The sequence below is a fragment of the Streptomyces albiaxialis genome (genome assembly GCF_039530985.1).
Classification (GTDB): domain Bacteria; phylum Actinomycetota; class Actinomycetes; order Streptomycetales; family Streptomycetaceae; genus Streptomyces; species Streptomyces albiaxialis.
Genome location: NZ_BAAAPE010000022.1, coordinates 24931 through 35921, shown reverse-complemented (window position 1 = coordinate 35921; position 10991 = coordinate 24931). Strand labels below are relative to the sequence as shown.

Below are 10991 nucleotides of genomic sequence, written 5' to 3'. Positions count from 1 at the left end.
GTAAACCGAACAAGATCCCAACTGGGGTTGAGTTCTGGTGGGCTATGGTGTAATTGGCAGCACGACTGATTCTGGTTCAGTTAGTCTAGGTTCGAGTCCTGGTAGCCCAGCGCGATCTGTGTTCTTCACGTTCTGCAAGATCGAGGCCCCCGTTGTGTAGCGGCCTAGCACGCCGCCCTCTCAAGGCGGTAGCGCCGGTTCGAATCCGGTCGGGGGTACGGATCCTGGTCTCCGGACCCGGATCATGCAGAGGCCCCCGTTGTGTAGCGGCCTAGCACGCCGCCCTCTCAAGGCGGTAGCGCCGGTTCGAATCCGGTCGGGGGTACTCGATGGGGAAGCCCCGCACCAGCAGGTGCGGGGCTTCTTCGTGTGTCAGCTCTGTCAGCTCCCGCTCCCGAAGCGGCGGGCCGACTCCTCGGCCTGGGCCAGCCGCCGCAGGCTCAGCAGGACGGGCTCGTACAGGACCGTGAGGGCGACGCCCGCCTCGACCTGCTCCGTGGCGTTCTCCTGGCTCTCCAGCAGGTCCAGGTCCGTTTCCGCCGCCTCCGCCGCCGCGTGCGCGTAGCGGGCCAGGTGCGGGATGTCGCAGGGGTAGCCGAGCCGTACGAGCGCGGCCACGGCCTCCACGAGGGTGTCGTACGCGGGGGTGGTGCCGGGCTCGCACTCGTGCCAGCCCAGCCGGTCCAGCAGGGCGGCGACGTCCCGCCGGGCGGCCTCGTGGGACTCCTCGTCCCGCTCCCCGCCCCGCAGCGGCGCCGGGCCCGGCAGGGCCCAGGTGGCGACGCCGAGCCGGGTGTGCTGGTCCATGCCCTCGTCGTCGACGGCCGCCAGCACCTCGCGGGCCGTGGCCACCGGCATCCTCCCGACCTGGATCAGCGCCCGTACGAGGCGCAGCCGGCGCAGGTGCTCCTGACCGTAGGCGGCCTGGGTCGCGCTGACGCGCTCACCGGGCGGGAGCAGTTTCTCGCGCAGATAGAACTTGATCGTCGCCGTGGGCACGCCGCTGCGTGCGCTCAGCTCGGAGAGCCGCATTCCGCCTCCCGGTCCGGAGTCCTCTGGATTTTCCTATTGGATAGTGGCACTATCCAACCATGGATCTCATCGAAGGCCGCATGACGGCGAATGTGAAGGACGTGGACGAGGTTGTCGTCTTCCTCATCGGGATGAGGATCAACAAGTTCCGGGCGGTGCGCAGTTGGCTCCCCGCGATGCTGGCCATGCCCCGCATGCTGCGCGAGCTGGAGGCCGACCGGTCCGACGGATTACTCGGGGCGCGCGTCACGCTGAGCGGGCCGCGGGACACGGCGGTGGTGCAGTACTGGCGCTCGGTCGAGGAGCTCATGGCCTACGCTTCCGCGCCGGACCGTGAACACCGCCCCGCCTGGGCGGCGTTCAACCGCCAGGTCCGCAAGAGCCGGGGGAGTGTCGGGATTTGGCACGAGACGTACCGGGTGCCCAGGGGCGGCTTCGAGTCCGTCTACGTCGACATGCCCCCGTACGGCCTGGGGGAGGCGTACGGCCCGGTCCCGGTCGGCGCACGGGGGAACAGCGCCCGGGAACGCCTCGCGGGCGGCACGTAGGGACGCCCGGGCGCCCCTCAGTTGGGCCGCCGCAGGGCCTCGCTCAGGCGGGCGGCGGCGTCCACGATGGCCTGCGCGTGCATCCGTCCCGGGTGGCGGGTCAGCCGCTCGATCGGGCCGGAGACCGAGACGGCCGCCACCACCCGGTTCGAGGGGCCGCGGACCGGGGCCGAGACCGAGGCCACGCCCGGCTCGCGCTCGCCGATCGACTGGGCCCAGCCCCTGCGCCGTACGCCCGAGAGCGCCGTCGCCGTGAAGCGGGCGCCCTGGAGGCCGCGGTGCAGCCGCTCCGGCTCCTCCCAGGCCATGAGGATCTGCGCGGCCGAGCCCGCCTTCATGGGCAGGGTCGAGCCGACGGGCACGGTGTCCCGCAGGCCGGAGAGCCGCTCGGCGGCGGCCACGCAGATCCGCATGTCGCCCTGCCGCCGGTAGAGCTGCGCGCTCTCGCCGGTCACGTCCCGCAGGTGGGTGAGCACGGGGCCCGCGGAGGCCAGCAGCCGGTCCTCGCCCGCCGCCGCGGCCAGCTCGCCCAGCCGCGGGCCGAGTATGAAACGGCCCTGCATGTCGCGGGCCACCATGCGGTGGTGCTCGAGGGCCACCGCGAGCCGGTGCGCCGTGGGGCGCGCGAGACCGGTCGCTCCGACCAGCCCGGCGAGGGTGGCCGGACCGGACTCCAGAGCGCTCAGTACCAGAGCAGCCTTGTCGAGAACGCCGACGCCACTAGAGTTGTCCATGCGTCGATACTTGCGTCTCAAAGTGTGAAACGCAAGTTCAATTTTCTCCGCGACCCGCCAACCTGTACAGACGGCCGCCGCCTCACCGCGGCGGGATGCTCTCGACATGTGGTCGGCACCGACGCCGGCCGAAGGGAAAGCGATGGGACGCACACTCGCGGAGAAAGTCTGGGACGACCATGTCGTCAGGCGCGCGGAAGGCGAGCCGGACCTTCTCTTCATCGATCTGCACCTCCTGCACGAGGTGACGAGCCCGCAGGCGTTCGACGGCCTCCGCAAGGCCGGGCGGGGTGTGCGGCGCACCGATCTCACCATCGCGACCGAGGACCACAACACCCCCACCCTCGACATCGACAAGCCCATCGCCGACCCGGTCTCGCGCACCCAGTTGGAGACCCTGCGCAAGAACTGCGCGGACTTCGGCGTACGGCTGCACCCGCTGGGCGACGTCGAGCAGGGCGTGGTGCACGTGGTCGGGCCGCAGCTCGGGCTGACCCAGCCCGGCATGACCGTGGTCTGCGGCGACAGCCACACCTCCACGCACGGCGCGTTCGGCGCGCTCGCCTTCGGCATCGGCACCTCCCAGGTCGAGCACGTGCTGGCGACCCAGACCCTGCCCATGGCCCCGTTCCGGACCATGGCGGTCACGGTGAACGGCGAGCTGCCCGAGGGCGTCACCGCCAAGGACCTGATCCTCGCGATCATCGCCAAGATCGGCACCGGTGGCGGCCAGGGGTACGTCATCGAGTACCGCGGCGAGGCCATCGAGAAGCTCTCGATGGAGGCCCGGATGACCATCTGCAACATGTCCATCGAGGCCGGGGCCCGCGCCGGGATGATCGCGCCCGACGAGACGACCTTCGCGTACGTCCAGGGCCGCGAGCACGCCCCGAAGGGCGAGAACGGCGAGGATTGGGACGCGGCCGTCGCGTACTGGAGGACGCTGCGCACCGACGACGACGCCGCCTTCGACCACGAGGTCGTCATCGAGGGCTCCGAGCTGGCCCCGTTCGTGACCTGGGGGACCAACCCGGGACAGGGCGCGCCGCTGTCCGCCTCGGTGCCGGACCCGGCCTCGTTCGAGGACGCCAGCGCGCGGTACGCCGCCGAGAAGGCCCTGGAGTACATGGGCCTGAACGCCGGTCAGCCGCTGCGCGAGGTGACGGTCGACACGGTCTTCGTGGGCTCGTGCACCAACGGCCGTATCGAAGACCTGCGTTCGGCGGCCTCCGTGCTGGAGGGCCGCAGGGTGGCCGACGACGTCCGGATGCTGGTCGTCCCCGGCTCCGTCCGGGTGGCGCTGCAGGCCGTCGAGGAGGGGCTGGACAAGGTGTTCACCGCGGCGGGCGCCGAGTGGCGGCACGCGGGCTGCTCGATGTGCCTGGGCATGAACCCCGACCAGCTCCAGCCGGGCGAGCGGGCCGCCTCGACCTCCAACCGCAACTTCGAGGGCAGGCAGGGCAAGGGCGGACGCACCCACCTGGTCTCCCCGCAGGTCGCCGCCGCCACGGCGGTCCTGGGGCACCTGGCCTCGCCGGCCGACCTGTCCGACGTACGAGAGACCGCGGGAGTCTGAGCACGATGGAAGCCTTCACCACACACACGGGCCGTGCCGTCCCGCTGCGCCGCAGCAACGTGGACACGGACCAGATCATCCCCGCGCACTGGCTCAAGAAGGTCACCCGCGACGGCTTCGAGGACGGGCTCTTCGAGGCCTGGCGCAAGGACCCGGACTTCGTGCTCAACCAGAGCGCGTACGAGGGGGCCACCGTGCTGGTCGCGGGCCCCGACTTCGGCACCGGCTCCTCCCGCGAGCACGCCGTCTGGGCCCTGCAGAACTACGGCTTCAAGGCCGTGATCTCCTCGCGCTTCGCCGACATCTTCCGGGGCAACTCGCTGAAGAACGGCCTGCTCACGGTCGTCCTCCCGCAGGAGACCGTGGACGAGCTGTGGAAGCTGGCGGAGGCCGACCCGGCCGCCGAGGTGACCGTGGACCTCGTTCGGCGCAAGGTGCTGGCGCCGGGCGTCGAGGCGGACTTCGAGCTGGACGAGAACGCCCGCTGGCGGCTGCTGGAGGGGCTGGACGACATCAGCCTCACCCTGAAGAACGAGGACGCGATCGCGGACTTCGAGGCCTCGCGCGCCGCCTTCAAGCCGCGCACGCTCACCGCCTGAGCCCACCTCAGACACCCACCGCGCCCCCGCCGTCCGGCGGGGGCGCAGTGCTGTTCGGGGGAGCCGGGTGGTGCGCTCCGCGGGACAGAGGGAGCGCGTCATGTTGACGTGAATTAGTCTTGAGAGCCAGTTCCTTTCGTACTAGGGAACGGTGCCGCTCGCGAACCGGCCGTACGGGACGCGCCGCGGCACGTCAACTGGGCTCCCCACAGGCCGAGTTGACGGCACCAGGCCCGGTACTCCCCCCGCTGGAAGCGACAACTCACCCCAGATGGCACAATCACCGCATGGAACGCGACGGTCAACTGGAGCTCTACGACCGACTCGCCGCCCTCTTGAAAGAGGCGCACGCCGTTGTGCGCTCACCGCAAGTCCCCGAGGGCGCACGGGTGGCGCTGACCCGGAAGCTGCTGGTCATCACGGCGGCTTCGAAGCACGATCTCGCCGCTGCGGCACGGCGTCTGGAGCGTCTGATGGACGACATCCACGAGGGGCGATTCCCGCTGGGCAGGGGAGAAGTGCACGCCGACGGAACTCGATGAAGGTCGAGTTCGTTGCGGCACAAGGGTGATTCGCCCGTTTCGTGTTTGATTTGCGGTATATATCTGCCTAACGTGCGAAAAAGCTTGAACACATTCGTTCCGGCAATGTCTCCGAAGGGGAAGACGTGAACAAGGCGCAGCTCGTTGAAGCAATCCAAGACCAGCTCGGTGGACGTCAGCAGGCCGCGGACGCGGTCGACGTCGTTCTGGACGCGATCGTCCGCGCGGTAGTCGCGGGCGAGCGGGTTTCGGTCACCGGCTTCGGCTCGTTCGAGAAGGTCGACCGTCCGGCCCGGTACGCCCGTAACCCCCAGACCGGGGAGCGGGTCCGGGTCAAGAAGACCTCCGTGCCGCGCTTCCGCGCCGGTGCGGGCTTCAAGGACCTCGTGAGCGGGGCCAAGAAGCTCCCGAAGAACGACGTCGCGGTCAAGAAGGCCCCGAAGGGCAGCCTGTCCGGTGGCACCGCCACCAAGAAGGCCGCCACCAAGAAGGCGTCGGCGAAGAAGGCGACGGCCAAGAAGACCACCGCCGCGAAGAAGACCGCGGCCAAGAAGACCACGGCGGCGAAGAAGACCACCGCCGCGAAGAAGACCACGGCGGCGAAGAAGACGACCGCGGCGAAGAAGGCCACCCCGGCCAAGAAGACCGCGGCCGCGAAGAAGGCCACGGGCGCCAAGAAGGCCACCGCCAAGAAGGCACCGGCCAAGAAGAGCACCGCGAAGAAGGCGCCGGCGCGCAAGACGGCGGCCCGCAAGACCACCGCCAAGAAGACCACTTCCCGCAGGCGCTGAGCCGCGGGAGGCGGTCACACCTCGCGCACCAGCGGCCAGGAACGGCGCCGGGCCGGGCTCCCTCGGGGGAGCCCGGCCCGCGGCCGTTCGTGGGGCCGTCCAGGGGAGAGGCGGCTCAGAAGGTCCGGGCGGCTCAGAAGGTCTGGAGGGTCACCAGCGTGATCCGGCGGGCCCCGCCCTCGCCCTCCACCTCGATCCGCACCCGCTGACCGGGCCGCAGCAGCCGCAGCCCGCCCGCCTCGAAGGCCGCGCTCCCGAAGTCCAGCGGACTCCCGTCGTCGAGCAGCACGCTCCCGGACCGGGACTCGGGGTCATACGTGTACGCCGTGGCCTGCATGCGCCGCAGCCTACCCGCGCGCGCCGGGGACGCGTGCCCCCGCGCGCTCAAGGGGCGCTCGACGGCGCGTTCAGCCCCGTCCCGCCTCGGCACGGCCCCCGCCGGGGCCGCCGGGCCCTCCCGGACGGCCGGAACGGCCGGAACCGCACGGGGCCGCCAGCAGGGCGGCGGTGCGGCGGCCCAGGCCGAGTTTCCTCGCGGCCTCCAGATCCTCGCCCGTATCGACGTCCTGGCGCACGCTGTCCACTCCGGAAAGCCCGATCTCCACGGCGCCCGAGGCGCGGTGGCGGGCGCGCGACAGGCCGCCGAATGCCGGAACGAGCGGAGTGCCCGGCATGGCGGACAAGAGTGTCGTGCCGATTTCGGCGGCATCGGGGAGAAAGGCGCGGGGGAATCGGGACGCCCATTCGAGAACGCCGTGCAATTCGTGCGGACGGAGCGCGGGAAGGTCCGCGTTGAGCGCGGCGACGGCCGTTCCCGGATCGGCGGCGCGCGCCGCGGCCTCGCCGTGGGCCAGCGCCGCGTTGAGTCCGGCGGCCGGGGTGTCGGGGACCGTGCGCGCGCCGAGGGCCGAGAGCGCCGCCGCGGCCAGGGGATCGTCCGTGACAACGACCACACCGCGCACGGCGGGACACGCCAGGACGGCGCCGACCGTGTCCTGCGCGAACGCCAGAGCGAGACCCGGGAGCGCCGCGTCCCCGACCGACGCGGCGAGCCTGCTCTTGGCCCGTGCCAGAGGCTTCAGCGGCACCACGACGGTCCACGCCGCTGACGTCACTTGTGACTGCATCGGCCCCATTCTCGCCTGCGCGCGGGCCACCCGGACGGCGGTGGGGTTACGGTGTGCACGACAGTGGGGGCGGACAGTGTCCTCGACAGAGCGGCGCCCTGCGGCGACACTTGTGCGGTTGTCCATACGCCCCAAAAGGAGATGGTGTCCGAGTGTCCCGCCATAAAGTCGGCTTCTGGTACCGCCTTGCCGCGGTATTGCTGAAACCGCCGCTCGTGGTGCTCTTCAAGCGGGACTGGCGGGGAATGGAACACATTCCCGCAGAGCGCGGCTTTATCACCGTCGTCAATCACAACTCCCATCTCGACCCGCTCTCCTACGCGCACTACCAGTTCAACACCGGACGCGTACCGCGCTTCCTGGCGAAGAACGCGCTGTTCAAGGGCGGCATCGTGGGCACCGTGATGCGCGGGACGGGCCAGATCCCCGTCTACCGCGAGTCCGCCGACGCCGTGGGCGCCTTCCGCGCCGCCGTCGAGGCGATCGAGAAGGGCGAGTGCGTCGCCTTCTACCCCGAGGGCACCATCACCCGCGACCCCGCGATGTGGCCCATGGCGGGCGGCAAGTCGGGCGCGGCCCGCGTCGCGCTGCTGACGAGGGCCCCCGTCATCCCCGTCGCCCAGTGGGGCGCCAACCTCGCGGTCCCGCCGTACGCGAAGTTCAAGCAGCTCAGCTTCTTCCCCCGCAAGACGCTCACCGTGCAGGCCGGGCCGCCCATCGACCTGTCGGCGTACTACGACAGGGAGCCGACCGCCGAGGTGCTGCGCGAGGTCACCGACGTCATGATGGACGCCGTCACCGCCCAGCTCGCCGGGATCCGCGGGGAGGAGGCGCCGGCGGAGCGGTACGACCCCCGGAAGGCCGCGCGCAAGCGCGCGGAGAGCAAGCGCGCCGAGAAGCGCGCCGCGCGCGAGGGGAAGCCCGCGGGCCTGCACCCCGGGGACCAGCACAAGGAAGAGAAGAACGCGTGACGAAAGCCGCCGTATTCGGCACCGGCTCCTGGGGCACGGCCTTCGCGATGGTCCTCGCCGACGCGGGCTGCGAGGTCTCCCTGTGGGGACGCCGCGCCGAGGTCGTCGACGCGGTCAACAACCGCCGCCGCAACCCCGACTACCACCCCGACACCGAGCTGCCCGCGGCAGTCCACGCGACCACCGACCCGGCCGAGGCGGCCGACGGCGCCGAGTTCACCGTGCTGTCCGTCCCCTCCCAGACCCTGCGCGGCAACCTGGAGTCCTGGACGCCCCTGCTGCACCCCGGCACCGTGCTGGTCTCCCTGATGAAGGGCGTCGAACTCGGCACCGCGAAGCGGATGAGCGAGGTCGTCGAGGAGGTCGCCCAGGTCCCCGCCGACCGGGTGGCCGTGCTGACCGGGCCGAACCTGGCCCGCGAGATCGCCCAGCGGCAGCCCGCCGCGGCCGTCGTCGCCTGTACGGACGAGGACACCGCGCGGCGCCTCCAGAGCGCCTGCCACACCCCGTACTTCCGGCCCTACACCAACACCGACGTCGTCGGCTGCGAGCTGGGCGGCGCCGTCAAGAACGTCATCGCGCTCGCCGTCGGCATCGCGGACGGCATGGGCCTCGGCGACAACGCGAAGGCCTCGCTCATCACCCGGGGGCTCGCCGAGACGACCCGGCTGGGACTGGCGATGGGCGCCGACGCGCACACGTTCGCCGGGCTGGCCGGGATGGGTGACCTCGTCGCGACCTGCTCCTCGCCGCTCTCCCGGAACAACCGGTTCGGGCACAACCTGGGCCGCGGCATGACGCTCCAGGAGACGATCGCGGTCACCAAGCAGACCGCCGAGGGCGTCAAGTCCTGCGAGTCGGTGCTCGACCTCGCGCGGCGGCACGGCGTCGAGATGCCCCTCACCGAGACCGTCGTCGGCATCGTCCACGACGGCAAGCCCCCGCTCGTCGCGCTCAAGGAACTGATGTCGCGCAGCGCCAAGCCCGAACGCGCCTGAAGGGCGCCCTCCGGGTAAAGTCCCAGCGATATGAGCAGCCACAGCCCCTCCCGCAAGCCCCGCGTCGCCGTCGTCTTCGGCGGACGCAGCTCCGAGCACGCGATCTCCGTCGTCACGGCCGGGGCCGTGCTCAGCGCCCTCGACCGCGACACGTACGAGGTGCTGCCGATCGGCATCACCTCCGAGGGCCGCTGGGCGCTGGCCGTCGACGACCCCGCCCGGATGGCGATCGAGGAGCGGAAGCTCCCCAGCGCCGACGAGCTGGCCGAGTCCGACACCGGCGCCGTCGTCCTCCCGCTCGGCCCCGACAGCCGCGAGGTCGTCCACACCGAACCCGGCGCGGTGCCCAAGGCGCTGGGCGAGGTCGACGTGGTCTTCCCCGTGCTGCACGGGCCCTACGGCGAGGACGGCACGCTCCAGGGGCTGCTCGACCTGGCCGGTGTGCCGTACGTGGGCTCGGGGGTGCTGGCCTCGGCGGTCGGCATGGACAAGGAGTACATGAAGCGGACCTTCACCTCCTTCGGGCTGCCGGTGGGCCCGTACGTGACGGTGCGGCCGCGGGAGTGGACGGCCGATTCCGGCGCGGCCCGCCGGAAGATCGTGGACTTCGCCGAGGAGCACGGCTGGCCCGTCTTCGTGAAGCCCGCCCGCGCAGGCTCCTCGTTCGGCATCACCAAGGTGAACGGGCCCGACGCGCTGGACGAGGCGATCGAGGAGGCCCGGCGCCACGACCCGAAGATCATCGTGGAGGCGCTGCTGCGCGGCCGGGAGATCGAGTGCGGGGTGCTGGAGTTCGAGGACGGGCCGCGCGCGAGCCTCCCCGCCGAGATCCCGCCGGTCAGCGCGCACGACTTCTACGACTTCGAGGCCAAGTACATCGACTCGGCCTCCGGCATCGTCCCCGCGCCGCTCGGCGAGGAGGAGACGGCCCGCGTCCGGGAGCTGGCCGTGGCGGCCTTCGAGGCGCTCTCCTGCGAGGGCCTGGCGCGCGCCGACTTCTTCCTGTGCGAGGACGGCCAGTTCGTCATCAACGAGGTCAACACGATGCCGGGCTTCACGCCCATCTCGATGTACCCGCGGATGTGGGAGGAGACCGGCGTCGGCTATCCCGAGCTGGTCGACCGCCTCGTCCAGGCCGCCCTGCGCCGCAGCACGGGCCTGCGCTAGCCCTCCGGCGGGCAGTGCCCGGCGGCAGCCGTCCGGCGGGCTAGCGGGACTTCCGGGGCACGGCCTTCTTCACGCCCCGCGCGAGGTCCGTCAGCGCGCCGACCTCGGGGGCGTAGTCGTCCGGGACCGTCAACTCGACGTACGCGGCGCGGTCCGTGGTCGTGAAGCGGTAGCCCCCGTCCCGCTCCTCGATCAGCCAGGAAACCCCGTTCACCTCCGCCGCGTCGGAGGTGGGGTTGTACTCTTCACTGCCGGGCGTGAGCTTCTTCGGCCGGGCGACCCCGCACCGCAGCTCGATCGCGGGGTCCCCCCACACGGCCGTGTACGGGGACTCCGGATCGAGGGTCTCGCGCTCCTGTCCGTCCACGCGCTCAGGCAGCTCGTCATGGAGCGCCCGGCACGCCCTGGCCGCCTCCCCCGAGGGGCTGGGAACCGCCGGGCCCGCGCTGTCGTCGCTGAACGAGCAGGCCGAAACGATCAACGGCAGCGTCATCGCCAGGACGGCGGCGGCGCGGGGAGCAGGGGCCCGGCGGTGCGAAACGCTCACCGGGCGAGCATACGGGTGCCTAGAGGTGGACTATGGGGCAGGTCAGGGTGCGGGTGATGCCGTCCACCTGCTGGACCCTGGCGACCACCATGCGGCCCAGGTCGTCGACCGTGTCCGCCTGGGCGCGCACGATCACGTCGTACGGACCTGTGACGTCCTCGGCCTGGATCACACCGGGGATCTTCGAAACCACGTCGGCGACCGTCGATGCCTTGCCGACCTCTGTCTGGATCAAGATGTACGCCTGTACCACGGAACCTCCAGGGGGGCTACGAGGATCATGCGGGGCGAGAAAGAGACGCCACCGTACCGCGTCCCCTCACCCGCCGGGAGCCCCGCACCACCGCCGGTCACGGCGC

Annotated in this window: 14 protein-coding genes and 3 tRNA genes; 11 read left to right on the top strand and 6 right to left on the bottom strand. The window is 71.3% G+C overall.

All coding sequences use genetic code 11. From position 1 onward, the window contains the following. Positions 1-38: 38 nt before the first annotated feature. The 3 genes from ABD343_RS35140 to ABD343_RS35130 all read left to right on the top strand — a co-directional run bounded on the left by ABD343_RS35140 (position 39) and on the right by ABD343_RS35130 (position 325). Positions 39-110 (top strand) — tRNA-Gln (locus tag ABD343_RS35140). Positions 111-145: 35 nt separating this feature from the next. Beyond that, positions 146-218: transfer RNA gene (locus ABD343_RS35135), tRNA-Glu, on the top strand. 34 nt (positions 219-252) lie between these two features. Further along, positions 253-325, top strand: a tRNA-Glu gene (locus tag ABD343_RS35130). A 56-nt stretch (positions 326-381) separates the two neighbouring features. Here ABD343_RS35130 and ABD343_RS35125 read toward each other — a convergent pair. Next, positions 382-1032, bottom strand: coding sequence for a MerR family transcriptional regulator (locus ABD343_RS35125; protein ID WP_344534202.1), 651 nt, complete (start codon positions 1030-1032; stop codon positions 382-384). Between the two features lie 59 nt (positions 1033-1091). Here ABD343_RS35125 and ABD343_RS35120 point away from each other — a divergent pair, with 59 nt between their 5' ends. Continuing rightward, positions 1092-1580: a DUF4188 domain-containing protein gene (locus ABD343_RS35120; RefSeq protein WP_344534201.1), complete on the top strand. Its 489-nt coding sequence runs from the start codon at positions 1092-1094 to the stop codon at positions 1578-1580. Between the two features lie 17 nt (positions 1581-1597). Here the strand turns inward: ABD343_RS35120 and ndgR are convergent, their stop codons facing one another. Then, positions 1598-2314, bottom strand: coding sequence for an IclR family transcriptional regulator NdgR (ndgR, locus tag ABD343_RS35115; protein WP_344534200.1), 717 nt, complete (start codon positions 2312-2314; stop codon positions 1598-1600). A gap of 142 nt (positions 2315-2456) precedes the next feature. Between ndgR and leuC the strand changes: the two genes are divergently transcribed. The 4 genes from leuC to ABD343_RS35095 all read left to right on the top strand — a co-directional run bounded on the left by leuC (position 2457) and on the right by ABD343_RS35095 (position 5822). Continuing rightward, on the top strand, positions 2457-3890 hold the full coding sequence (gene leuC / locus ABD343_RS35110) for a 3-isopropylmalate dehydratase large subunit (RefSeq protein WP_344534199.1): 1434 nt from the start codon (positions 2457-2459) through the stop codon (positions 3888-3890). 5 nt (positions 3891-3895) lie between these two features. After that, positions 3896-4489, top strand: coding sequence for a 3-isopropylmalate dehydratase small subunit (gene leuD / locus ABD343_RS35105; RefSeq protein WP_344534198.1), 594 nt, complete (start codon positions 3896-3898; stop codon positions 4487-4489). A 287-nt stretch (positions 4490-4776) separates the two neighbouring features. Continuing rightward, positions 4777-5031: an SCO5555 family protein gene (locus ABD343_RS35100; RefSeq protein ID WP_344534197.1), complete on the top strand. Its 255-nt coding sequence runs from the start codon at positions 4777-4779 to the stop codon at positions 5029-5031. A 125-nt stretch (positions 5032-5156) separates the two neighbouring features. Further along, positions 5157-5822, top strand: coding sequence for an HU family DNA-binding protein (locus ABD343_RS35095; RefSeq protein ID WP_344534196.1), 666 nt, complete (start codon positions 5157-5159; stop codon positions 5820-5822). Positions 5823-5955: 133 nt separating this feature from the next. Here ABD343_RS35095 and ABD343_RS35090 read toward each other — a convergent pair whose 3' ends face one another. Together ABD343_RS35090 and cofC are read right to left on the bottom strand one after the other, a co-directional pair. Beyond that, positions 5956-6159, bottom strand: a complete 204-nt coding sequence (locus ABD343_RS35090) for a hypothetical protein (RefSeq protein WP_344534195.1) — start codon at positions 6157-6159, stop codon at positions 5956-5958. Between the two features lie 70 nt (positions 6160-6229). Continuing rightward, positions 6230-6958, bottom strand: a complete 729-nt coding sequence (gene cofC / locus ABD343_RS35085; RefSeq protein ID WP_344534194.1) for a 2-phospho-L-lactate guanylyltransferase — start codon at positions 6956-6958, stop codon at positions 6230-6232. Positions 6959-7101: 143 nt separating this feature from the next. Here cofC and ABD343_RS35080 point away from each other — a divergent pair, with 143 nt between their 5' ends. From ABD343_RS35080 to ABD343_RS35070, 3 genes are read left to right on the top strand one after another with little or no spacing between them, the layout of a single operon-like run. Beyond that, positions 7102-7920, top strand: a complete 819-nt coding sequence (locus ABD343_RS35080; RefSeq protein ID WP_344534193.1) for a lysophospholipid acyltransferase family protein — start codon at positions 7102-7104, stop codon at positions 7918-7920. Further along, the gene (locus ABD343_RS35075) at positions 7917-8918 is read left to right on the top strand and encodes an NAD(P)H-dependent glycerol-3-phosphate dehydrogenase (protein WP_344534192.1); all 1002 of its coding nucleotides are present in this window, start codon (positions 7917-7919) and stop codon (positions 8916-8918) included. The genes ABD343_RS35080 and ABD343_RS35075 overlap by 4 nt, the downstream gene beginning before the upstream one ends. 30 nt (positions 8919-8948) lie before the next feature. Next, positions 8949-10085: a D-alanine--D-alanine ligase family protein gene (locus ABD343_RS35070; RefSeq protein ID WP_344534191.1), complete on the top strand. Its 1137-nt coding sequence runs from the start codon at positions 8949-8951 to the stop codon at positions 10083-10085. 40 nt (positions 10086-10125) lie between these two features. On the opposite strand, the gene ABD343_RS35065 is transcribed toward ABD343_RS35070, so the two are convergent. Together ABD343_RS35065 and ABD343_RS35060 are read right to left on the bottom strand one after the other, a co-directional pair. Further along, on the bottom strand, positions 10126-10632 hold the full coding sequence (locus ABD343_RS35065) for a DUF3515 domain-containing protein (RefSeq protein WP_425578353.1): 507 nt from the start codon (positions 10630-10632) through the stop codon (positions 10126-10128). A gap of 19 nt (positions 10633-10651) precedes the next feature. Then, positions 10652-10885, bottom strand: a complete 234-nt coding sequence (locus ABD343_RS35060) for an Lrp/AsnC family transcriptional regulator (protein ID WP_344534190.1) — start codon at positions 10883-10885, stop codon at positions 10652-10654. Between the last annotated feature and the right edge of the window lie 106 nt (positions 10886-10991).